Annotated in this window: 16 protein-coding genes; 7 read left to right on the forward strand and 9 right to left on the reverse strand. The window is 55.1% G+C overall.

Annotated features, from left to right (window positions below):
• Positions 1-337 precede the first annotated feature (337 nt).
• From carA to FZF21_RS03425, 3 genes are all read left to right on the forward strand, one after another.
• Positions 338-1,486: a glutamine-hydrolyzing carbamoyl-phosphate synthase small subunit gene (carA, locus tag FZF21_RS03415; RefSeq protein ID WP_149121072.1), complete on the forward strand. Its 1,149-nt coding sequence runs from the start codon at positions 338-340 to the stop codon at positions 1,484-1,486.
• Between the two features lie 18 nt (positions 1,487-1,504).
• Positions 1,505-4,729: a carbamoyl-phosphate synthase large subunit gene (carB, locus tag FZF21_RS03420; protein WP_023295906.1), complete on the forward strand. Its 3,225-nt coding sequence runs from the start codon at positions 1,505-1,507 to the stop codon at positions 4,727-4,729.
• 140 nt (positions 4,730-4,869) lie between these two features.
• Positions 4,870-5,103, forward strand: a complete 234-nt coding sequence (locus FZF21_RS03425; RefSeq protein WP_003856439.1) for a YgdI/YgdR family lipoprotein — start codon at positions 4,870-4,872, stop codon at positions 5,101-5,103.
• A 48-nt stretch (positions 5,104-5,151) separates the two neighbouring features.
• Here FZF21_RS03425 and FZF21_RS03430 read toward each other — a convergent pair whose 3' ends face one another.
• Positions 5,152-8,109, reverse strand: coding sequence for an autotransporter outer membrane beta-barrel domain-containing protein (locus FZF21_RS03430; protein WP_180240431.1), 2,958 nt, complete (start codon positions 8,107-8,109; stop codon positions 5,152-5,154).
• 371 nt (positions 8,110-8,480) lie between these two features.
• Here FZF21_RS03430 and kefF point away from each other — a divergent pair, with 371 nt between their 5' ends.
• The 3 genes from kefF to folA all read left to right on the forward strand — a co-directional run bounded on the left by kefF (position 8,481) and on the right by folA (position 11,463).
• The gene (kefF, locus tag FZF21_RS03435; protein ID WP_047737158.1) at positions 8,481-9,011 is read left to right on the forward strand and encodes a glutathione-regulated potassium-efflux system oxidoreductase KefF; all 531 of its coding nucleotides are present in this window, start codon (positions 8,481-8,483) and stop codon (positions 9,009-9,011) included.
• The gene (gene kefC / locus FZF21_RS03440) at positions 9,004-10,869 is read left to right on the forward strand and encodes a glutathione-regulated potassium-efflux system protein KefC (protein WP_015572648.1); all 1,866 of its coding nucleotides are present in this window, start codon (positions 9,004-9,006) and stop codon (positions 10,867-10,869) included. The genes kefF and kefC overlap by 8 nt, the downstream gene beginning before the upstream one ends.
• Before the next feature lie 114 nt (positions 10,870-10,983).
• Positions 10,984-11,463: a type 3 dihydrofolate reductase gene (gene folA / locus FZF21_RS03445; RefSeq protein ID WP_003856431.1), complete on the forward strand. Its 480-nt coding sequence runs from the start codon at positions 10,984-10,986 to the stop codon at positions 11,461-11,463.
• 39 nt (positions 11,464-11,502) lie between these two features.
• Here the strand turns inward: folA and apaH are convergent, their stop codons facing one another.
• Genes apaH through lptD form a run of 6 tightly spaced genes read right to left on the reverse strand, consistent with a single transcriptional unit; the run spans position 11,503 to position 18,232 of the window.
• The gene (apaH, locus tag FZF21_RS03450; protein ID WP_015572649.1) at positions 11,503-12,351 is read right to left on the reverse strand and encodes a bis(5'-nucleosyl)-tetraphosphatase (symmetrical) ApaH; all 849 of its coding nucleotides are present in this window, start codon (positions 12,349-12,351) and stop codon (positions 11,503-11,505) included.
• Between the two features lie 4 nt (positions 12,352-12,355).
• Positions 12,356-12,733 (reverse strand): Co2+/Mg2+ efflux protein ApaG, encoded by a 378-nt coding sequence (apaG, locus tag FZF21_RS03455; protein ID WP_003856425.1) that lies wholly within the window; start codon positions 12,731-12,733, stop codon positions 12,356-12,358.
• A 3-nt stretch (positions 12,734-12,736) separates the two neighbouring features.
• Positions 12,737-13,558, reverse strand: coding sequence for a 16S rRNA (adenine(1518)-N(6)/adenine(1519)-N(6))-dimethyltransferase RsmA (gene rsmA, locus FZF21_RS03460; RefSeq protein WP_003856423.1), 822 nt, complete (start codon positions 13,556-13,558; stop codon positions 12,737-12,739).
• Positions 13,555-14,541, reverse strand: a complete 987-nt coding sequence (gene pdxA, locus FZF21_RS03465; protein WP_047731003.1) for a 4-hydroxythreonine-4-phosphate dehydrogenase PdxA — start codon at positions 14,539-14,541, stop codon at positions 13,555-13,557. Before pdxA ends, rsmA begins: the two co-directional genes overlap by 4 nt.
• The gene (gene surA, locus FZF21_RS03470; protein WP_017383803.1) at positions 14,541-15,827 is read right to left on the reverse strand and encodes a peptidylprolyl isomerase SurA; all 1,287 of its coding nucleotides are present in this window, start codon (positions 15,825-15,827) and stop codon (positions 14,541-14,543) included. The genes pdxA and surA overlap by 1 nt, the downstream gene beginning before the upstream one ends.
• 53 nt (positions 15,828-15,880) lie before the next feature.
• Positions 15,881-18,232 (reverse strand): LPS assembly protein LptD, encoded by a 2,352-nt coding sequence (gene lptD, locus FZF21_RS03475; protein WP_047737154.1) that lies wholly within the window; start codon positions 18,230-18,232, stop codon positions 15,881-15,883.
• Between the two features lie 239 nt (positions 18,233-18,471).
• Between lptD and djlA the strand changes: the two genes are divergently transcribed.
• Positions 18,472-19,287 carry a co-chaperone DjlA gene (gene djlA / locus FZF21_RS03480; protein WP_015572652.1) on the forward strand — a complete coding sequence of 272 codons (816 nt, stop codon included), beginning with the start codon at positions 18,472-18,474 and terminating at the stop codon, positions 19,285-19,287.
• A gap of 31 nt (positions 19,288-19,318) precedes the next feature.
• On the opposite strand, the gene rluA is transcribed toward djlA, so the two are convergent.
• Together rluA and rapA are read right to left on the reverse strand one after the other, a co-directional pair.
• Positions 19,319-19,978, reverse strand: a complete 660-nt coding sequence (gene rluA / locus FZF21_RS03485) for a bifunctional tRNA pseudouridine(32) synthase/23S rRNA pseudouridine(746) synthase RluA (RefSeq protein WP_003856412.1) — start codon at positions 19,976-19,978, stop codon at positions 19,319-19,321.
• 12 nt (positions 19,979-19,990) lie between these two features.
• Entirely contained in the window at positions 19,991-22,897 is a 2,907-nt protein-coding gene (gene rapA / locus FZF21_RS03490; RefSeq protein WP_015572654.1) for an RNA polymerase-associated protein RapA, read from the reverse strand.
• Positions 22,898-22,944 lie beyond the last annotated feature (47 nt).

Below are 22,944 nucleotides of genomic sequence, written 5' to 3' on the forward strand. Positions count from 1 at the left end.
AAAGTAAGTGTTTTCTCGATAATTTCTGTTGCTGAACTGTAAATTTTGACCATTTGGTCCACTTTTTATTCCTGCAAGACGTTCCTTTCTATTAAACTGCATACGCAAGCGGTTTCCACAGTGATTTAGTTGATCTTTTTGCCGCTTAATCTGAGTTCAGACCGCCAGGCTTGCAAAAGAATATACAAAACTCCCGTTTTAAGTTGACTTTTACATGGCAAATCCCCAGAATGCCGCCGTTTGCCAAAAATCCGCTGGCAACACATTTGCATTGATCCATGACATGGTTATGAATTAATATGCAAATAAAGTGAGTGAATATTCTCTGGAGGGTGTTTTGATTAAGTCAGCGCTATTGGTTCTGGAAGACGGAACCCAGTTTATCGGTCGGGCCATAGGGGCAACGGGTTCGGCGGTTGGGGAAGTCGTTTTCAATACTTCAATGACCGGTTATCAAGAAATCCTCACTGATCCTTCCTATTCTCGCCAAATCGTTACTCTTACTTATCCTCATATCGGCAATGTCGGCACCAATGCGGCTGACGAAGAATCCTCTCAGGTACATGCGCAAGGCCTGGTCATTCGCGACCTGCCGCTGATTGCCAGCAACTTCCGCAACACCGAAGACCTCTCTTCTTACCTGAAGCGCCACAACATTGTGGCGATTGCCGATATCGATACCCGTAAGCTGACGCGTCTGCTGCGCGAGAAGGGTGCACAAAACGGTTGTATCATCGCAGGGGATAACCTCGATGCGACGCTGGCGCTGGAAAAAGCGAAAGCCTTCCCGGGACTGAACGGTATGGACCTGGCGAAAGAAGTGACCACCGCTGAAGCCTACAGCTGGACGCAGGGAAGCTGGACGCTGGAAGGCGGCCTGCCGGAAGCGAAACCGGAAAGCGAGCTGCCTTTCCACGTGGTGGCCTACGATTTTGGCGCCAAGCGCAACATCCTGCGTATGCTGGTTGACCGTGGCTGCCGCCTGACGGTGGTTCCGGCGAAAACCTCTGCTGAAGATGTTCTGAAGATGAACCCGGACGGCATCTTCCTCTCTAACGGTCCTGGCGACCCGGCGCCGTGCGACTACGCTATCGACGCCATCAAGTCCTTCCTTGAAACCGACATCCCAGTATTCGGCATCTGTCTCGGCCATCAGCTGCTGGCGCTGGCGAGCGGAGCGAACACCGTCAAGATGAAGTTCGGCCACCACGGTGGTAACCACCCGGTGAAAGATATCGACAACAACACGGTGATGATCACCGCGCAGAACCACGGCTTCGCTGTGGATGAAGCGACGATGCCGTCTAACCTGCGCGTGACGCATAAGTCACTGTTCGATGGTACCTTGCAGGGTATCCATCGCACCGATAAGCCTGCGTTCAGCTTCCAGGGCCACCCTGAAGCCAGCCCGGGCCCACACGATGCCGCGCCGCTGTTCGATCACTTCATCGAACTTATCGAGCAATACCGTAAGACCGCTAAATAATCAGGAGCTGAGAAGACCATGCCAAAACGTACAGACATAAAAAGCATCCTGATCCTTGGCGCTGGCCCGATTGTCATCGGCCAGGCCTGCGAATTCGACTACTCCGGCGCGCAGGCGTGTAAAGCCCTGCGTGAAGAGGGTTACCGTGTCATCCTGGTAAACTCTAACCCGGCCACCATCATGACCGACCCGGAAATGGCGGATGCGACCTACATCGAACCGATTCACTGGGAAGTGGTACGCAAAATTATCGAGAAAGAGCGTCCGGACGCGGTGCTGCCGACCATGGGCGGCCAGACGGCGCTGAACTGTGCGCTGGAGCTGGAGCGTCAGGGCGTGCTGGAAGAGTTCGGCGTGACCATGATCGGTGCGACCGCCGACGCGATTGATAAAGCAGAAGACCGTCGCCGCTTCGACGTGGCCATGAAAAAAATTGGCCTTGATACCGCACGTTCCGGTATCGCGCACAATATGGAAGAAGCGCTGGCCGTTGCGGCTGAAGTGGGTTATCCGTGCATCATCCGTCCTTCCTTCACCATGGGCGGCACCGGCGGCGGTATTGCCTACAACCGCGAAGAGTTTGAAGAAATTTGCGAGCGCGGCCTGGATCTCTCCCCAACCAAAGAGCTGCTGATTGATGAATCGCTGATTGGCTGGAAAGAGTACGAGATGGAAGTGGTGCGTGATAAAAACGACAACTGCATCATCGTCTGCTCCATCGAAAACTTCGACGCGATGGGGATCCACACCGGCGACTCCATCACCGTTGCGCCAGCTCAGACGCTGACCGACAAAGAGTACCAAATCATGCGTAACGCCTCGATGGCGGTACTACGTGAAATCGGCGTGGAAACCGGCGGCTCTAACGTGCAGTTCTCGGTGAACCCGAAAACCGGCCGTCTGATTGTTATCGAAATGAACCCGCGCGTGTCCCGTTCCTCCGCACTGGCCTCCAAAGCCACCGGCTTCCCGATTGCGAAAGTGGCGGCGAAACTGGCGGTGGGTTACACCCTTGACGAGCTGATGAACGATATCACCGGTGGCCGCACGCCAGCGTCCTTCGAACCGTCCATCGACTACGTTGTGACCAAAATTCCACGCTTTAACTTCGAGAAATTCGTCGGTGCCAACGACCGTCTGACTACCCAGATGAAATCCGTTGGTGAAGTCATGGCGATTGGCCGCACGCAGCAGGAATCCCTGCAAAAAGCGCTGCGCGGCCTGGAAGTGGGCGCGACCGGCTTTGACCCGAAAGTCAGCCTGGACGACCCGGAAGCGCTGACCAAAATCCGCCGCGAGCTGAAAGACGCGGGCGCAGAGCGTATCTGGTACATTGCCGATGCCTTCCGCGCGGGCCTGTCCGTCGACGGCGTATTTAACCTGACTAACATTGACCGCTGGTTCCTGGTGCAGATTGAAGAGCTGGTGCGTCTGGAAGAGAAAGTGGCGGAGCTGGGCATCAACGGCCTGGACGCAGACTTCCTGCGCATGCTGAAGCGTAAAGGCTTCGCCGATGCGCGTCTGGCTAAGCTGGCGGGCGTGCGTGAAGCGGAAATCCGCAAGCTGCGCGACCAGTACGACCTGCACCCGGTCTACAAGCGCGTGGACACCTGTGCGGCTGAATTCTCGACCGATACCGCATACATGTACTCCACCTATGAAGAGGAGTGCGAAGCGAACCCGTCCGTCGACCGCGACAAGATTATGGTGCTGGGCGGCGGTCCAAACCGTATCGGCCAGGGCATCGAGTTTGACTACTGCTGCGTACACGCCTCACTGGCGCTGCGCGAAGACGGTTACGAGACCATTATGGTCAACTGTAACCCGGAAACCGTCTCGACCGACTACGACACTTCCGACCGCCTCTACTTCGAGCCGGTCACCCTGGAAGACGTGCTGGAAATCGTGCGCATCGAGAAGCCAAAAGGCGTGATCGTGCAGTACGGCGGCCAGACTCCGCTGAAGCTGGCGCGCGCGCTGGAAGCAGCAGGTGTGCCGGTTATCGGCACCAGCCCGGATGCGATTGACCGTGCGGAAGACCGCGAGCGTTTCCAGCAGGCGGTTGACCGTCTCAAACTGAAACAGCCGGCGAACGCCACCGTGACCGCAATTGAAATGGCCGTTGAGAAAGCGAAAGAGATCGGCTACCCGCTGGTGGTGCGTCCATCCTACGTACTGGGCGGCCGCGCGATGGAAATCGTCTACGACGAAGCGGACCTGCGTCGCTACTTCCAGACGGCGGTGAGCGTTTCCAACGATGCGCCAGTGCTGCTCGACCGCTTCCTCGACGACGCGGTTGAAGTCGACGTGGATGCCATCTGCGACGGCGAAAGGGTGCTGATTGGCGGCATCATGGAGCACATCGAGCAGGCGGGCGTGCACTCCGGTGACTCCGCCTGTTCTCTGCCAGCGTACACCCTGAGCCAGGAGATTCAGGACGTGATGCGCCAGCAGGTGCAGAAGCTGGCCTTCGAGCTCCAGGTTCGCGGCCTGATGAACGTTCAGTTCGCGGTAAAAGACAACGAAGTCTATCTGATTGAAGTCAACCCGCGTGCGGCGCGTACCGTACCGTTCGTCTCCAAAGCGACCGGTATTCCGCTGGCGAAAGTGGCGGCGCGCGTGATGGCTGGCCAGACGCTGGCTCAGCAGGGTGTCACGAAAGAAATTATCCCGCCGTACTACTCGGTGAAAGAGGTGGTACTGCCGTTCAACAAATTCCCGGGCGTTGACCCGCTGTTAGGGCCAGAGATGCGCTCTACCGGGGAAGTGATGGGCGTTGGCCGTACCTTCGCAGAAGCGTTTGCGAAAGCGCAGCTGGGCAGTAGCTCCACCATGAGAAAATCTGGTCGTGCGCTGCTCTCCGTTCGCGAAGGCGATAAAGAGCGCGTGGTTGACCTGGCTGCCAAGCTGCTGAAACAGGGCTTCGAGCTGGACGCCACTCACGGTACGGCGATTGTGTTGGGTGAAGCGGGTATCAACCCGCGTCTGGTGAACAAAGTGCATGAAGGTCGTCCGCACATTCAGGACCGCATTAAGAATGGCGAGTACACCTACATCATTAATACCACCGCAGGTCGCCAGGCGATTGAAGACTCCAAGCTGATTCGCCGCAGCGCGCTCCAGTACAAAGTGCATTACGACACCACCCTGAACGGCGGTTTCGCGACGGCCATGGCGCTGAATGCGGATGCCACCGAGAAGGTGATTTCGGTACAGGAAATGCACGCTCAGATTAGCAAGTAACACACATTGCCCGGTGCCATCCGGTTACCGGGCAATTTTCCCATCTTAAGAACCTTCTGGTTTTTCATCCGCTTTCAGTCAGTTAGCCTAAAATAGTTAGGTCGATAACGAAAATTCAACTGAGAGCAGGGGAATACACCATGCAAAATAAACTACTGATCGCTTCCGTTCTGGCTGCCACCGCAATGTTCACCGTGGCGGGCTGTTCGTCCAATCAGGCCGTAAAAACCACCGATGGCAAAACGATTGTTACTGACGGGAAACCGCAGGTGGATGACGATACCGGTCTGGTATCGTACAAAAACGCCGAAACCGGTCAAACTGAACAGATTAACCGTGACCAGGTTAAATCAATGGGCGAGCTGGATAACTAAAAAAAAGCAGTGGCACATGCCACTGCTTTTTTGCTTCAGGATGATCGATTACCAGCGATGGTTTAACAAAATATGACCGCCGTAGGCGGCATAGCTGTTTTCACCCCACTCGCCGCTGGCACGCAGGGAGATCGTCGTGGTTTCGTTCAGGTTGCCGGTTAAGCCCAACTCTAACTGACCACGATCTTCCGGCGTATCGTTGCTGACGGTCTCGTCGTTGAATGCCAGATCGTTTTGACCAGCACCTTTCAACCAGTTAACCGCAACGTACGGCTGCCAGGCCTTGACGTCCTTCTGCTGGAAGTAGCTTGCTTTAACGCCGAGACGACCAAAGACGCTGTCATTGTCCAGGGTAGTGACGCGTACGCCGTCGCGATCGGTATGATTTTCCTGATCGAGATAGCTGTAGATCACCTGCGCCTGCGGCTCGATCTTCCAGGTGCGTTCATTTTCAGACTGGATTATCCACGCGTGGCCGACTTCAACAGACGCGGCGAAACCTTCACTATCGTAGTCTTCATCGTTGCGATTGCTGGTGACGTTGTTGTTGTACCAGCTGTAAGCGGCCCAGGTATCAACGTAGCTGCCCAGACGTAATTTCTGATCTTCCTGCCAGGTGGCGTACAGCCCAACATTGAAGCCATCAACCTTACCCTGTGCGTCACGTACGTTGTGCTTCGCATCAGAGTGGGTCTTCGCCTGGCCTGCACCGAACATCCCGCCAGCACGCAGGATACCGTTATCCATTGGCTTGCTCATGAAATCGCTGCCGACTTGCAGTACGGTGGTGGTGGTGTCGTAGCTGACTTTATCGCCACCCGCATCGTTCTCGTGATAGCGACCCTTAACGTACATCCAGGTGTTCAGGTCGTCTTCATTGCGGAAGGTGATCTGGTCGCGATCGTCACGCTTATGCAGGAACATGCCCTGTGCGGCAAGGTAGTTACCTAAGTAAGCACCCACTTCAGGTGCCATGACTTCCGGCGTATTACTACCGCCGTTGTCAGTGTTGCCGCCATTATCGGTGCTGCCGCCGTTGTCGGTGCTACCGCCGTTATCGGTGTTGCCGCCGTTGTCGGTGTTGCCACCATCATCGGTGTTGCCGCCGTTGTCGGTGCTGCCGCCGTTATCGGTGTTGCCACCATCATCGGTATTACCACCATCATCGGTATTACCGCCATCATCAGTATTGCCACCGTCATCGGTGTCATCGGAAGGCTCATCAGAAGGCGTCGCCTTTGATTCCAGATACCAGTTGCCGTCACTGTGCTGGTAGAGGCTATATTCCCAGGCGCCTGCAACGACCGGTTTTGCCAGCGTCAGTTGGGCTTCGGAACTGCCGCCGATGCTGACAATTTCCATACCGTTAATGGTTTGCGCGCCTGCGCCGCCAATGTTGGTGATGCTGATGCCGGACTGACCGAAGCTGCTGCCCGTAATAGTGAGGTGATCAGTTGGTGAATTATCTTCACCCAGGGTGCTGTTCATCACGATCTGGCTACCGTCAGAGCCGGTGTAGTCGCCATTAATCGTAAAATTATTGCCAACGCTATTATTAGCCGCACTGAGTAACAGCGTGCCGCCATTAGTCACGTTGCCGTTGATGGTATCGACGCCGGAAGCGCTGAGCGTGGAGTTACCCTGGACTGCATTCCACGCCGCCAGCGTACCGCCGCTAAGAACCGCGATGTTGTTGTTCACTTCGCCTGCGGTGGCAAAGGTCGCGCCATTTTCAACGGTAACGGTGGCGTTACTGCCCTTGACGCCGAGCGTTGCGCCAGTGGAGACCAGCGTGGTGCCGCCGTGCAGAACCGTATCCCCTGTATAGCTATTTTTGCCCGTCAGGGTCAGGGTGTTGGAATCAACTTTTTCGACGTTACCGCTACCGGTCATGTCGGTGGCGAAAGTGAAATCGCTTCCCTGGTTAAAAATGACGGTACCGTTGTTGGTGAGCCCACCGCTGAGGGTCGCGGTTTTTTCGCCATCGCCCAGTTGCAACGAAGCATCTTTGGCCACCCGTGTATTACCGGTATTCGATACCGCGCCTGACAGGGTTAACGCGCCCGTGTCTATCAGCAAGGAATCGCCAGAGCCAATAATATCGAGATCGCCCGACAGCGCCCAATTTTCGCCCATCATTTTTATACTGGCAAAACCGTCGCCTTCGTTCAGACCCACAAAGTTACTGTCTTCCGTACCGGTGCCGATCAGGGTGAGAGTGTTTCCCGTGGAATTGGTGGAAATAACGTCACCGATAAGAGTGGAACCCGTATCAAGCACCAGGGTGTTATTTTTATTGCTGGCAAACATAACAGCGGCTGTATCACCACTAATCGTTCCGCTATTCGTGATATCTACTTTTGCATTATTCGTTACATTAAAACCGTATTGCGCACCCTGCACGTTACCAGTATTTATGACCTTAGTGTTACCCTCGCTCAGAGCGATTCCATCATTCGCTGTACCAGTGATCGTACCCGCATTATTAATGGCAACGCCTGCAAGTGCGTTCAGGCCAGTTTTACCTTTAATAACTCCGGTTGTGCTATTTGAAATACTTACAGCCGATGAGTTTTCACTAACGAATATACCATCCTCAAAAGCGGTTATATTCCCACGGTTGCTAATTTCACCTTGCATTGATTCAATACTAATAGCTGTAGCCGATTTCGATGTGATGGCGGCACCTTCCTCGTTATTCACCACAACACGTTGCGCGGCAGTATTTATATCCAGGCCAGTTTCCCTACCGGAAATATTCCCTTCGTTAGTGATATTATTGATAGTAAACCCAGTGACAGATACCGCCGCTTCACTATCTGCGGAAGATATCGTCACGTCTTTATTAATAACATATTCAGCATCGGCTGAGAAATCTTGAGGAACAGAAGTTGATTGGTCAATCGTTGCAGAAAACGCAACCGCAGGGGTGCATATCAACAAGGCAGGAAATATCTTTCCCAGAGTTTTGGTTGTATTATTTAATTGGGAGGGTTTGTTGCTCATGTACACATCCATTTGAGTGAGAAGGAATATTCGACACGTGTGTGAAACGTATATCGACCGCCTAAATAATGAGCTCAAAACAAAGAGCGTAAAATTATTATTTTTTCAATGGGTTATGTACAGACTGTTTTATTAAAGAATGACTTAAGGTCCTCTAAAAATATCTGTTGGCAATATGAGTTGTTACTATTATTTTGCGGCATGAATTTGTCGTACGCGTCGTTTTCTTTCTTTAGCGCCGTAATCGCTGTTAAGGTGGTGATGATTGCCAATACTTGCGATTTACTTTGAAGCGTAAGATGACCCCTTTAAGTCGGGGTGGTAACTGTCTACACTCATTGCTACAAGAAAAGTAAAAGACGGGCATATACATGATTCTGATAATTTATGCGCACCCCTATCCGCAGCACTCGCATGCGAATAAGCGGATGCTTGAGCAGGCAAGGACGCTCGAAAACGTAGAGATACGTTCCCTCTATCAACTCTACCCTGATTTTAATATCGATGTCGCCGCCGAACAGGAGGCGCTCTCCCGTGCCGATCTGATCGTCTGGCAGCATCCGATGCAGTGGTACAGCACGCCTCCGCTGCTGAAATTGTGGATCGACAAAGTTTTCTCCCACGGTTGGGCATATGGGCACAACGGCAACGCGCTTCAGGGCAAAAGCCTGATGTGGGCTGTTACCACCGGCGGGGGGGAAAGCCACTTTGAGATTGGCGCCTTCCCCGGATTTGACGTGCTGGCGCAGCCGCTCCAGGCTACTGCCCTATACTGCGGTCTGAACTGGCTTCCGCCTTTTGCGATGCACTGTACCTTTGTCTGCGACGATGAAACCTTGCAGGCGCAGGCTCGTCACTACAAACAACGCTTACTTGAGTGGCAGGAGGCGCACAATGGATAGCCATACGCTGATACAGGCGCTGATTTACCTCGGCGCGGCGGCATTAATTGTGCCCGTGGCGGTTCGTCTGGGGCTGGGCTCGGTGCTCGGCTATCTGATTGCCGGGTGTGTGATTGGCCCCTGGGGCTTTCGGCTGGTGACGGATGCCGAGTCGATCCTGCATTTTGCGGAGATCGGCGTGGTGCTGATGCTGTTTGTGATTGGTCTGGAGCTGGATCCGCAGCGGCTGTGGAAACTGCGCGCCTCGGTGTTTGGCGGAGGCGCCCTGCAAATGCTGGCCTGCGGTCTGCTGTTGGGCGGGTTCTGCATTCTGCTGGGGATGGAGTGGAAAGTCGCAGAGCTGATCGGCATGACGCTGGCGCTCTCCTCGACGGCGATTGCCATGCAGGCAATGAACGAGCGTAATCTGACGGTGTCGCAAATGGGGCGCAGCACCTTCTCCGTACTGTTGTTCCAGGATATTGCCGCCATCCCGCTGGTGGCGATGATCCCGCTGCTGGCAACCAGCGGCGCATCAACGACGCTGGGGGCATTTGCCTTATCAGCGCTGAAGGTTGCCGGTGCGCTGGCGCTGGTTGTTCTGCTTGGTCGCTACGTAACGCGTCCGCTGCTGCGCTTTGTTGCTCGCTCTGGCCTGCGCGAAGTATTCAGCGCCGTTGCGTTATTCCTGGTGTTTGGTTTTGGATTGCTGCTGGAAGAGGCCGGGCTGTCGATGGCAATGGGCGCCTTCCTCGCGGGAGTCTTACTGGCAAGCTCCGAATACCGTCACGCGCTGGAAAGCGATATCGAGCCGTTTAAAGGATTGCTGCTGGGGCTGTTTTTCATCGGCGTCGGGATGTCTATCGACTTCGGGACGCTGGTAACCCATCCGCTGCGCATCATCATTCTGCTGGTGGGTTTCCTGGTCATTAAAATGGCGATGCTGTGGCTGATTGCCCGCCCGTTAAATGTGCCAAAACCGCAACGCCGCTGGTTTGCCGTGCTGCTGGGGCAGGGGAGTGAGTTTGCTTTCGTTGTCTTTGGCGCAGCGCAGATGGCAAATGTACTTGATCCGGAATGGGCAAAAGCGCTGACGCTGGCGGTTGCGCTGTCGATGGCCGCAACGCCGATCCTGCTGGTGCTGCTGACGCGTCTGGAGAAAACGGGAAGCGAACAGGAGCGAGAAGCCGATGAGATCGACGAGGAGCAGCCGCGGGTGATCATCGCCGGATTTGGCCGCTTCGGGCAGATTACTGGCCGTTTACTGCTCTCCAGCGGAGTCAAAATGGTTATCCTCGATCACGATCCTGACCATGTCGATACGCTGCGTAAATTCGATATGAAAGTGTTTTACGGTGATGCGACCCGAGTTGATCTGCTGGAATCCGCCGGGGCGGCGAAAGCCGAGGTGTTGATTAATGCCATTGACGATCCAGAGACCAGTATGCAGATGGTTGAGCTGGTTAAAGAGCATTTTCCGCATCTGACCATTATCTCCCGTGCGCGCGATGTGGATCACTACATCCAGCTGCGTCAGGCGGGTGTGGCAGCCCCTGAACGCGAAACCTTCGAAGGGGCGCTTAAATCTGGCCGCATGGCGCTGGAAAGCCTGGGGCTTGGTGCGTATGAAGCGCGTGAGCGTGCCGATCTGTTCCGCCGTTTTAATCATGAGATGGTGGAAGAGATGGTGGCGATGGCGAGCAGTACGGCAACCGAACGCGCTGCGGTGTTTAAACGCACCAGCACCATGCTGACGGAGATCATCAACGAGGATCGTAATCATCTGTCGCTGGTTCAGCGCCACGGCTGGCAAGGAACGGAAGAGGGCAAGCATACTGGTGATCCTGCGGATGAACCGGAGAGTAAACCCTCTGCGTGAAGTGGAGTTGCCAGCAATATTAAAAAATTTCTAATTCTTTACCCTGCCGCCAGTCGACGAAAGATTAAGCTTTCCGTATAGTGGCGGCAATTTTTTGCATCCGGGAAATTTTCAATGATCAGTCTGATTGCAGCGCTGGCGGTAGACCGCGTTATCGGCATGGAAAACGCCATGCCGTGGAACCTGCCTGCCGATCTCGCATGGTTTAAACGTACTACGTTAAACAAGCCGGTAGTGATGGGCCGCCTGACCTGGGAGTCGATTGGTCGTCCACTGCCGGGTCGTAAGAATATTGTGATCAGTAGCCAGCCGGGCACTGACGATCGCGTTCAGTGGGTTAAGTCCGTTGATGAAGCCATTGCCGCCTGCGGCGATGCCGAAGAGATCATGGTGATCGGCGGGGGGCGTGTGTATGAGCAGTTCCTGCCTAAAGCGCAGAAACTGTATCTGACGCACATTGATGCGGAAGTGGAAGGGGATACCCATTTCCCGGATTACGATCCGGACGAGTGGGAGTCCGTATTCAGTGAGTTTCACGATGCGGATGCGCAGAACTCACACAGCTACTGCTTCGAAATTCTGGAACGTCGTTAACGGTTTTATCCTCTCCCCGAAGGGAGAGGATAAACATCTTCAGGAGGCGACTGCCTCACCCTCGCCTAAGTCCAGCTGTCGGTTGGATGGCTGCACAAAGTAAGTTTTATCTTCCCAGCGTAAGCAGGTTAAATCCCCGCCCCAGCAGCATCCGGTATCCAGCGCATAGATATTTTCCGGGGTGCCTTTTCCTTCCAGCGATGCCCAGTGTCCAAATACCACACTGTATTCGTTTGTCACGGGGCCCGGAATCGCAAACCATGGCTTAAGCGGCGCAGGGGCATTTTCAGGCGTATCTTTGCAATACATATCCAGTTGCCCGTTCGGGAAGCAGTAGCGCATCCGCGTAAAAGCATTGGTGATAAAACGCAGTCGTGCCAGGCCGCTGAGGTCATCACTCCAGTTATTTGGCATGTCGCCGTACATCGCATCAAGGAAGAACGGGTAGGAGTCGCTCGCCAGCACCGCTTCGGCGTCGCGCGCGCAGGTTTTTGCCGTCTCAAGATCCCACTGAGGCGTGATGCCGGCATGCGCCATCACCAGTTTTTTCTCTTCGTCAATCTGTAGCAGCGGCTGGCGACGCAGCCAGTTGAGCAACTCATCGGCATCCGGTGCTTCCAGCAGGGGGGTAATGCGATCTTTCGGCTTATTACGGCTGATCCCGGCGTATACGGCCAGCAGATGCAGATCGTGGTTGCCCAGCACCATGCGCACGCTGTCACCCAGCGATTTGACATAGCGGAGGACGTCCAGGGAACCGGGACCGCGCGCCACTAAGTCGCCCGTCAGCCAGAGCGTGTCCTGCCCGGGGGTGAAGTCGACCTGTTTTAATAATGCGATCAGTTCATCGTAGCAACCGTGAACGTCGCCAATCAGATATGTAGACATTAGATTAATGAATAAGTGTAGGTACGGCGAGACGGAATACGGGAATAGCAATGCGGAAAGCATTGCCGTCGGCATCGACCATTTCATAATGGCCCTGCATGGTACCCAGCGGCGTTTCAATGACCGCGCCGCTGGTGTACTGATACTCTTCGCCAGGGGCGATATGGGGTTGTTCACCGACCACGCCTTCGCCCTGGACTTCAATTTCACGGCCATTGCCGTTGGTGATAAGCCAGTAGCGCCCGAGCAGTTGCACAGGCATCCGCCCCAGATTGCGAATGGTTACGGTATAAGCAAAGACAAAACGTTCTTCATCCGGTGTGGATTGGGACTCAATGTAGACGCTTTGAACCTGAACACAGACGCGGGGCGAATCAATCATGGCTTAGCTCTCCTTCGGCGGCGCATTGTCGCTGATGTAATTAGCCAGCTTGCAGTACTGCTCTACGGAAATATTTTCCGCACGCATTGCCGGGTCGATGCCCAGCTCAGCTAATACGTCAACGGTAAACAGATTGCCAAGGCTGTTACGAATCGTTTTACGGCGCTGGTTAAAGGCTTCTGTCGTGATACGGCTCAGCACGCGCAGGTCTTTGACCGGGTACGGCATCGTTTTATGTGGCACCAGGCGCACAACCGCAGAATCTACCTTTGGCGGTGGCGTGAATGCGGAAGGCGGTACTTCTAATACCGGGATCACGTTGCAGTAATATTGCGCCATCACGCTTAAACGACCATACGCTTTACTGTTCGGCCCTGCAACCAGACGGTTAACGACCTCTTTTTGCAACATGAAGTGCATGTCGGCAATGGCATCAGTATAGCTAAACAGATGGAACATCAGCGGGGTGGAGATGTTGTACGGCAGGTTACCGAACACGCGCAGCGGCTGTCCCATTTTTTCTGACAGTTCGCCAAAGTTCATGGTCATCGCATCCTGCTGATAAATCGTCAGCTTCGGCCCGAGGAACGGGTGCGTTTGCAGACGCGCGGCCAGATCGCGGTCGAGTTCGATAACGGTCAGTTCGTCGAGGCGTTCGCCTACCGGCTCGGTCAGCGCGGCAAGACCCGGGCCGATTTCGACCATGGCCTGACCTTTCTGCGGATTAATGGCAGAAACGATACTGTCGATCACAAACTGATCGTTGAGGAAGTTTTGCCCGAAGCGTTTACGGGCTAAGTGGCCCTGATGGACTCGATTAGTCATTGAGTATTAACAATCATTTTGATGGCGAGATTAAGCGCCGTAATAAAACTGCCGACATCCGCTTTTCCCTGGCCTGCCAGATCCAGCGCAGTACCGTGGTCAACGGACGTTCGAATAAAGGGTAAACCGAGGGTGATATTCACCCCGCGGCCAAAGCCCTGGTATTTTAGCACGGGCAGACCCTGATCGTGGTACATCGCGAGTACGGCGTCGGCATTATCCAGGTATTTGGGCTGGAAAAGGGTGTCGGCAGGCAGAGGCCCGCTGAGGTTCATCCCCTTCGCCCGCATCTCCTCAAGCACCGGAATGATGATGTCGATCTCTTCGGTGCCCATATGTCCGCCCTCACCCGCGTGCGGATTCAGGCCGCAAACCAGCACATGCGGCTGCGGAATGCCGAATTTGGTTTGCAGATCGTGATGCAAAATGCCGATGATCTCACGCAGGAGTTCAGGCGTAATGGCATCCGGAATGGCTTTGATCGGCAGGTGCGTTGTTACCAGCGCAACGCGCATTGCTTCGGTTGCCAGCATCATCACCACTTTCGGGCTGTGCGCACGCTCTTCGAAAAATTCGGTATGCCCGGTAAACGGAATGCCCGCGTCATTGATCACGCCTTTATGCACCGGACCGGTGATCAGGGCGGCAAATTCGCCCTGAAGGCAACCGTCACAGGCGCGCGCCAGCGTCTCGACGACGTAGTGGCCGTTTTCAGTGTGTAACTCACCGGGGACAACAGGCGCACGGAGCGGAACAGAAAGCAGGGTGAGAGTACCCGCCTGCTGCGGTGCGGGCTGTTGGCCTTCAACGTAAGGGAGGAGCGTTAAAGGCAGACCGAGCAAGGCTGCCCGGTCTTGTAACAGTGTTGCATCTGCGCAGACAACCAACTCTACCGGCCAGCTGCGCTGGGCGAGCTGAACCACAAGGTCAGGCCCAATCCCGGCGGGTTCGCCGGGGGTGATCACAACACGATGCGGTATCATCAGTTGCTCAACACTTTCACGTAAGCGCTGGCGCGTTGTTCCTGCATCCAGGTTGCGGCTTCTTCAGAGAACTTACGGTTAAACAGCATGCGATACGCACGGTCTTTCTGCGCCGCGTCGGTTTTATCCACGTTGCGCGTGTCCATCAGCTGGATCAGATGCCAGCCGAAGGAGGAGTGTACCGGCGCGCTCATCTGGCCTTTATTCAGCTTCATTAACGCATCGCGGAAAGCCGGATCGTAAATATCCGCTGCCGCCCAACCCAGGTCACCGCCCTGGTTTGCAGAGCCAGGATCCTGAGAGAACTCTTTTGCCGCTTTATCGAAGGTGGTTTTACCGCTCTTGATGTCTGCCGCGATCTGTTCCAGCTTCGCACGAGCCTGATCGTCAGTCATGATCGGAGACGGCTTAAGCAGGATATGACGCGCATGCACTTCGGTAACCGAAATGTTCTGGCTCTGGCCGCGCAGGTCGTTCACTTTCAGAATGTGGAAGCCCACACCGGAACGGATTGGACCGACGATGTCGCCTTTCTTCGCCGTGCTCAGCGCCTGGGCAAACAGGGATGGCAGCTCCTGAATACGGCCCCAGCCCATCTGGCCGCCTTTCAGCGCCTGCTGGTCAGCGGAATAGGTGATCGCCAGCTTGCCGAAGTCATCGCCATTACGCGCCTGCTCAACGATAGCGCGCGCCTGGCTTTCCGCCTCAGCCGCCTGATCGGAAGTTGGGTTTTCCGGCAGTGGGATCAGGATGTGGCTCAGGTTAAGCTCAGTGCTGGCATCATTCTGATTCCCCACCTGTTTTGCCAGGGCATCCACTTCCTGAGGCAGGATGGTGACGCGGCGACGGACTTCATTGTTACGCACTTCTGAAATCAGCATCTCTTTACGGATCTGATTACGGTAGGTGGCATAGCTGATGCCGTCATAGGCCAGGCGGCTACGCATCTGATCCGGGGTAATGTTGTTCTGCTTTGCAATGTTGGCGATCGCCTGATCGAGCTGCTCGTCAGAGATCGTCACGCCCATTTTCTGGCCCATCTGAAGAACAATCTGATCCATGATCAGACGCTCCAGGATCTGGTGGCGCAGCGTAGCGTCATCCGGAAGCTGTTGACCTGCTTCGCCCGAGTTGAGCTTTACAGATTTCATCAAACCGTCAACGTCACTTTCAAGCACGACGCCGTTGTTAACCACAGCCGCGACTTTATCGACAACCTGTGGGGCCGCGAAGCTGGTATTCGCAACCATAGCGACACCGAGTAGCAGCGTTTTCCAGTTCTTCATACTTTTTCCATTTCAATTAACCGCAAAGCGGATTACGTTGTAAATCAAGCACATTACAATGAACTACGATACGGCAGAATGTTCGAGCGCAGCATCTGCTGCGTGCCCAGACCGTAGTTAGAACTCAGGCCGCGCAACTCGATATTAAAGCCGATCACGTTATCATATTTGCCCTGACTGTTTTGCGTATCCCAGCCGTTAAGTTTGCGTTCGTAACCGACACGTATTGCGTAACAGCAGGAGTTGTATTGCAGACCCAGCATCTGGTCAGCAGGTTTTTGGGCATTCGTGTCATAGTAGTAGGCCCCGACGACTGACCAACGATCGGCGATCGGCCAGCTCGCGGCGGTACCCACCTGTGAAATACCGTCTTTGTATTGGTCTGTATTCGCATAGTTTGGCAGCGTCGCCTGGATATACTCCGGGCTGGCGTAACGGTACGTCAACTGCAACATGCGGTCTTCATCACGACGGTATTCGATGGCTGCGCTGCCCGTCGCGATATTGTCCAGTCGTGTATCGTACTGAACACCACCGCGCAGACCCCAACGATCCGTCATGCGCCAGTAGGTGTCGCCCGCCCATACCAGTGAGCCCGTTTTGTTGTCTTTCTCCCAGTTAATGTCGTCATCACCGGTACGAGACTCGGTGAAATAGTAGATTTGACCAACAGAAACGTTAAAACGTTCAACGGCAGCATCATCATATACGCGCGTTGTGACGCCAGTCGTTAACTGGTTAGCAGACGCAATACGGTCAAGCCCGCCGTAGGTACGGTCACGGAACAGGCCGCTGTAGTCTGATTGCAGGAAGGAAGAGTCGTAGTTTTGAATTTTGCTCTGATCGCGATAAGGCACATACAGATACTGCATACGCGGCTCAAGCGTCTGGGTGTATCCATCGGCGAGAAGGCCCATATCACGTTCGAAGATCAGCTTCCCGTCCATTTTGAATTGCGGAAGCGTACGGTTTACCGACTCTTCAAGATCGGTGCCATAGCGTTTGTTATACCAGTCCAGATTTTTCTGCTGGTAGTGGGTGGCCATCAGCTTAGCTTCGGTATTCAGGCTCGCCCAGTCGTTTGACCACGGCAGGTTGATCGTCGGCTCGATATGCAGACGCGTAGCTTCCGGCATATCCGAGTTGGTGTTGACGAAATGGACCGCCTGCGCGTAAACGCGCGTGTCGAAAGGACCCACATCGTTCTGGTACCAGTTAACGTCCAGCTGCGGCTCTGCGCCGTAGGTGCTGTTTGTTTGCGTATCAAATACCTGGAACTGTTTGGTCGACACCGTCGCGTCAAAGTTCTCAATGGCGTAGCCCACGCTGAATTTCTGCGTGGCGTAACCGTCGGTACTGGAGCCGTATTTAGAATCAAAGTCGTTGAAGTAATACGGATCGCTGACTTTGGTGTAGTCGATGTTGAAGCGCCACACCTGATCCAATACCCCGGCGTGCTTCCAGTAGTACATCCAGCGGTGCTTATCACCTTCGCTCGGATGCTCGTCCTGGAACACCTTATCTGATGGCAGATAATCAAATTCCATCAGACCCGCGCCCGCCTTGGTCAGATAGCGGAATTCGTTCTCCCACATGATGTTACCGCGCTTATGGATATAGTGCGGCGTGATCGTGGCGTCCATGTTGGGCGCAATGTTCCAGTAGTACGGCAGGTAGAACTCAAAGTAGTTCGACGTGCTGTACTTGGCGTTCGGGATCAGGAAACCTGAACGACGTTTGTCACCCACAGGCAGTTGCAGGTAAGGGCTATAGAAAATGGGCACCGGGCCGAGTTTAAAACGGGCGTTCCAGATCTCTGCAACCTGTTCTTCACGGTCGTGGATCACTTCACTGCCCACAACGCTCCAGGTATTTGACCCTGGCAAACAGGAGGTAAACGTGCCGTTTTCGAGAATGGTGTAGCGGTTTTCGCCGCGCTGTTTCATCAGGTCCGCGGTACCGCGCCCCTGACGACCGACCATCTGGTAATCACCTTCCCAGACGTTGGTGTCTTTGGTATTCAGATTCGACCAGGCTTTCGGACCTTTCAGGATGACCTGATTGTCGTCATAGTGCACATTACCCAGCGCATCCACCGTACGGACAGGCGCCTGAGCACCTTCCGGTTGCTTCTGGTGCAATTGCACTTCGTCAGCAAGCAGGCGACTGTTTCCCTGGTTAATATCGACATTGCCCGTAAAGGTCGCATTGTCAGGATAATTACCTTTTGCGCTGTCGGCATTAATGGTGACGGGTAAGTCATTCGTATCGCCTTTCACCAGTGGGCGATTGTAACTTGGGACGCCAAGCATACACTGCGAGGCGAGATCGGCTGCGAGCCCCTGTTGGCTATACAGGGCGGTGCCAATCATTGTGGCCAGAAGGGTGGGGATACGTTTTTTCATACGTTGTATTTTATTGTTCCGTCATCAGTGGCTACGGCTTACAAACGCTCAGAGACTATCTTACTCATCAGCGCAGTACCAGCGTTAATCCTGCCCGTTTGCGCGCCAGAGTGTTAGGCTCGCTATCGAATGACGAGTATGATAATGCAAATTATAGGCGATGTCCCTCAATTGACCGTGGCGCGACCACTGTAATGATGGCGTTGCGTCGGCCAGGAACATGACCATTCGGGGAGTATATGCAGTATTGGGGTAAAATAATCGGCGTTGCGTTCGCAATTATTATGGGTGCCGGATTCTGGGGTGTCGTTCTTGGCCTCATTATCGGCCATATGTTTGATAAAGCACGCAGCCGCAAAATGGCCTGGTTTGCCAACCAGCGCGAGCGCCAGTCACTCTTTTTCTCCACCACCTTCGAGGTGATGGGGCACTTAACCAAATCAAAAGGACGCGTAACGGAAGCCGATATTCAGGTGGCCAGCGTCTTTATGGATCGCATGAATCTGCACGGCGAATCCCGCATCGCGGCGCAGAATGCGTTCCGGATTGGTAAATCAGATCACTACCCGCTGCGTGAAAAAATGCGGCAGTTCCGTAGCATCTGTTTCGGGCGTTTTGATTTAATTCGGATGTTTCTGGAAATTCAAATCCAGGCCGCCTTCGCGGATGGCTCTCTGCATCCGAATGAACGGGACGTCCTGTATGTGATTGCTGAAGAGTTGGGCATTTCCCGCATGCAGTTCGATCAGTTCCTGCGCATGATGCAGGGCGGCGCGCACTTTGGCGGCGGTTATCAGCAGCAATCGTCCGGCGGCGGCTGGCAGCAGGCGCAGCGTGGCCCTACGCTTGAAGATGCCTGTAACGTCCTCGGCGTGAAGCCGTCTGACGATGTTACGACCATCAAACGCGCCTATCGTAAGCTGATGAGCGAGCACCATCCGGATAAGCTGGTGGCGAAAGGCCTGCCGCCAGAGATGATGGAGATGGCGAAACAGAAAGCGCAGGAAATCCAGAAAGCCTACGAGCTAATTAAAGAGCAGAAAGGTTTTAAATAAAAAAATGGCCCGACAGTGTCGGGCCATTTTTTCAGAAGTCCACCGGGGCTTTGAACGTCATGGCGTTGCCGAAAGCAGGGTGGGTGATGGTGAGCGTCTGCGCATGCAGTTGCAGGCGCGGCGCTAACGCCAGCGCTTCCGGCGGCGCATAGAATCTGTCCCCCAGAATGGGGTGACCCATCGCAAGCATATGCACACGCAACTGGTGGGAGCGCCCGGTAATCGGCTTCAGCAGGACGCGCGCGGTGTTATCCGGCGCGTACTCCAGCACTTCATACTCGGTTTGCGCGGCCTTGCCGGTTTCGTAACACACCTTCTGCTTTGGCCGGTTCGGCCAGTCGCAAATCAGCGGTAAATCCACCAGCCCTTCCGCCTGCGCCGGATGGCCCCAGACGCGCGCGACATACTGTTTCTTCGGCTCGCGCTCGCGGAACTGACGCTTCAGCTCGCGTTCTGCCGCTTTATTCAGAGCCACCACAATCACGCCGCTGGTCGCCATATCCAGACGATGGACCGACTCGGCCTGGGGATAATCACGCTGGATACGCGTCATCACGCTGTCTTTATGCTCTTCCAGACGCCCCGGCACGGATAACAAGCCGCTCGGCTTGTTAACCACCATAATATGCTCGTCCTGATACAGAATGACCAGCCACGGATCCATCGGGGGATTGTAGGGCTCCATTACCATCTTGCGCTCCGCTTACTGATGCGTCACAACGATAAGACGCAGGGCGTCGAGACGCCATCCCGCCTGATTCAGGCTTTCCAGCACCTGCTGGCGGTTGCTCTCAATGGCGGCCAGCTCATCGTCACGAATGTTAGGGTTCACTGCTTTCAACGCTTCCAGACGCGACAGCTCGGCAGAAAGCTTCTCATCGGCTTCGCTACGCGCCGCATCGATCAGCACTCTGGCCGCTTTTTCGGCCTGGGCTTCACCCAGTTGCAGAATGGCATGCACGTCCTGCTGCACCGCATTCACCAGCTTACTGCCGGTATGGCGGTTCACCGCGCTCAGCTGACGGTTGAAGCTTTCAAACTCCACCTGGCCGGCCAGGTTCGTACCGTTTTTATCCAGCAGCAGACGCACCGGAGTTGGCGGCAGGAAGCGGTTAAGCTGAAGCTGTTTCGGCGCCTGCGCTTCCACAACGTAGATCAGCTCCACCAGCAGCGTGCCCACAGGCAAGGCTTTGTTCTTCAACAGGGAGATGGTGCTGCTGCCGGTATCGCCGGAGAGGATCAGATCCAGACCGTTGCGGATCAGCGGGTGCTCCCAGGTGATGAACTGTGCATCTTCGCGGGAAAGCGCCACATCACGCTCAAAGGTGATGGTGCAGCCGTCTTCCGGCAGGCCCGGGAAATCCGGCACCAGCATATGATCGGACGGGGTCAGCACGATCATGTTCTCGCCGCGATCGTCCTGGTTAATGCCGACGATGTCGAACAGGTTCATGGAGAAGCTGATCAGGCTGGTGTCATCGTCCTGTTCTTCGATACTTTCGGCCAGCTGCTGCGCTTTTTCACCGCCGTTGGAGTGGATCTCCAGCAGGCGATCGCGACCCTGCTCCAGCTGAGCTTTCAGCGCGTCGTGCTTCTCTCGACAGGATTTGATCAGCTCATCAAAGCCCTCGGTGTTTTCCGGCGCCGCGAGGTAACCGATCAGATCGCTATGCACCTGGTCATAAATGGTGCGGCCCGTCGGGCAGGTATGTTCAAACGCATCCAGGCCTTCGTGGTACCAGCGAACCAGAACGGACTGGGCGGTTTTCTCCAGATACGGAACGTGGATCTGAATATCGTGCGCCTGACCGATACGATCCAGACGGCCGATTCGCTGCTCCAGCAGATCCGGGTTAAACGGCAGATCGAACATCACCAGATTGCTGGCGAACTGGAAGTTACGGCCTTCAGAACCGATTTCGGAGCACAGCAGAACCTGCGCGCCGCTGTCCTCTTCACTAAACCACGCCGCAGCGCGGTCGCGCTCGATAATAGACATGCCTTCATGGAACACGGCGGCGCGAATACCTTCGCGCTCGCGCAGCACTTGTTCAAGTTGCAGGGCGGTGGCTGCCTTGGCGCAGATCACCAGCACCTTCCGGGAACGGTGCGCGGTCAGATAACCCATTAACCACTCCACGCGCGGATCGAAGTTCCACCAGGTGCCAGTGTCGCCTTCAAATTCCTGATAAATTTGCTCCGGGTAGAGCATATCGCGCGCGCGATCTTCCGCTGATTTACGGGTGCCCATAATGCCGGAGACTTTAATCGCCGTCTGGTACTGGGTCGGCAGCGGCAGTTTGATGGTGTGCAGCTCGCGTTTCGGGAAGCCTTTCACGCCGTTACGGGTGTTGCGGAACAGCACGCGGCTGGTGCCGTGACGGTCCATCAGCATGTCGATCAGCTCTTTACGCGCAGATCCCGCATTATCGCTGTCGCTGTTCGCGGCCTGAAGCAGCGGCTCAATATCCTGCTCGCCGATCAGATCGCTGAGGGTGTTAAGTTCATCATTAGAGAGACGATTACCGGCCAGCAGCAGCGCGACGGCGTCCGCCACCGGACGGTAGTTTTTCTGCTCTTCAACAAACTGCTCAAAATCGTGGAATCGGTTCGGATCGAGCAGGCGCAGACGGGCGAAGTGGCTCTCAAGACCCAGCTGCTCCGGGGTGGCGGTCAGAAGCAGAACGCCCGGTACGCGCTCGGCAAGCTGCTCAATCGCCATGTATTCACGGCTTGGCGCATCTTCGCTCCAGACGAGGTGGTGCGCTTCGTCGACGACCATCAGATCCCATTCTGCGTCGCACAGGTGCTCCAGGCGCTGCTTGCTGCGGCGTACGAAGTCCAGGGAGCAGATCACCAGCTGTTCGGTTTCAAACGGGTTGTCCGCGTCGTGCTGGGCTTCGGCATAGCGCTCGTCGTCGAACAGGGAGAAGCGCAGGTTAAAGCGGCGCAGCATCTCGACCAGCCACTGGTGTTGCAGCGTTTCCGGCACCACAATCAGCACGCGCTCGGCAGCGCCAGAGAGCAGCTGCTGGTGCAGGATCATGCCTGCTTCGATGGTTTTACCCAGGCCCACTTCGTCAGCCAGCAGCACGCGAGGCGCATGGCGACGGCCCACGTCATGGGCGATATTCAGCTGATGGGGAATAAGGCTGGTACGCTGGCCGCGCAGGCCGCTCCACGGCATGCGGTACTGTTCACTCTGGAACTTACGCGCGCGGTAGCGCAGGGAGAAGCGATCCATTCGGTCGATTTGCCCGGCAAACAGACGGTCCTGCGGCTTGCTGAAAACCAGTTTGCTGTCGAGCAGCACTTCACGCAGGATAACATTCGTCTCGTCGGTATCAAGACGCGTTCCAATGTAGGCGAGCAGTCCATTCTCTTCTTTTACGTCTTCAACCTTCAGCTGCCAGCCTTCGTGGCTGGTCACGGTGTCGCCCGGATTGAACATTACGCGGGTAACAGGGGAGTCATTGCGAGCGTACAGGCGGTTTTCACCGGTAGCAGGGAAAAGGAGGGTAACCATGCGCGCATCGACGGCAACGACGGTTCCTAATCCAAGTTCGCTTTCTGTATCGCTGATCCAGCGTTGACCAAGTGTAAAAGGCATAGTTGTTCGGCTCTAATCTTTAATTGCAGGCAATAGTTCGACCCCGT

The organism is Enterobacter sp. LU1 (assembly GCF_008271405.2).
Taxonomy (GTDB): domain Bacteria; phylum Pseudomonadota; class Gammaproteobacteria; order Enterobacterales; family Enterobacteriaceae; genus Enterobacter; species Enterobacter hormaechei_C.

Excerpts from the sequence above, each read along its gene's own strand:
- carB (WP_023295906.1), top strand. The coding sequence starts at position 1,505 with ATGCCAAAACGTACAGACATAAAAAGCATCCTGATCCTTGGCGCTGGC.
- FZF21_RS03425 (WP_003856439.1), top strand. The coding sequence starts at position 4,870 with ATGCAAAATAAACTACTGATCGCTTCCGTTCTGGCTGCCACCGCAATG.
- FZF21_RS03430 (WP_180240431.1), bottom strand. The coding sequence starts at position 8,109 with ATGAGCAACAAACCCTCCCAATTAAATAATACAACCAAAACTCTGGGA.
- kefF (WP_047737158.1), top strand. The coding sequence starts at position 8,481 with ATGATTCTGATAATTTATGCGCACCCCTATCCGCAGCACTCGCATGCG.
- kefC (WP_015572648.1), top strand. The coding sequence starts at position 9,004 with ATGGATAGCCATACGCTGATACAGGCGCTGATTTACCTCGGCGCGGCG.
- folA (WP_003856431.1), top strand. The coding sequence starts at position 10,984 with ATGATCAGTCTGATTGCAGCGCTGGCGGTAGACCGCGTTATCGGCATG.
- apaH (WP_015572649.1), bottom strand. The coding sequence starts at position 12,351 with ATGTCTACATATCTGATTGGCGACGTTCACGGTTGCTACGATGAACTG.
- apaG (WP_003856425.1), bottom strand. The coding sequence starts at position 12,733 with ATGATTGATTCGCCCCGCGTCTGTGTTCAGGTTCAAAGCGTCTACATT.
- rsmA (WP_003856423.1), bottom strand. The coding sequence starts at position 13,558 with ATGACTAATCGAGTCCATCAGGGCCACTTAGCCCGTAAACGCTTCGGG.
- pdxA (WP_047731003.1), bottom strand. The coding sequence starts at position 14,541 with ATGATACCGCATCGTGTTGTGATCACCCCCGGCGAACCCGCCGGGATT.
- surA (WP_017383803.1), bottom strand. The coding sequence starts at position 15,827 with ATGAAGAACTGGAAAACGCTGCTACTCGGTGTCGCTATGGTTGCGAAT.
- lptD (WP_047737154.1), bottom strand. The coding sequence starts at position 18,232 with ATGAAAAAACGTATCCCCACCCTTCTGGCCACAATGATTGGCACCGCC.
- djlA (WP_015572652.1), top strand. The coding sequence starts at position 18,472 with ATGCAGTATTGGGGTAAAATAATCGGCGTTGCGTTCGCAATTATTATG.
- rluA (WP_003856412.1), bottom strand. The coding sequence starts at position 19,978 with ATGGTAATGGAGCCCTACAATCCCCCGATGGATCCGTGGCTGGTCATT.
- rapA (WP_015572654.1), bottom strand. The coding sequence starts at position 22,897 with ATGCCTTTTACACTTGGTCAACGCTGGATCAGCGATACAGAAAGCGAA.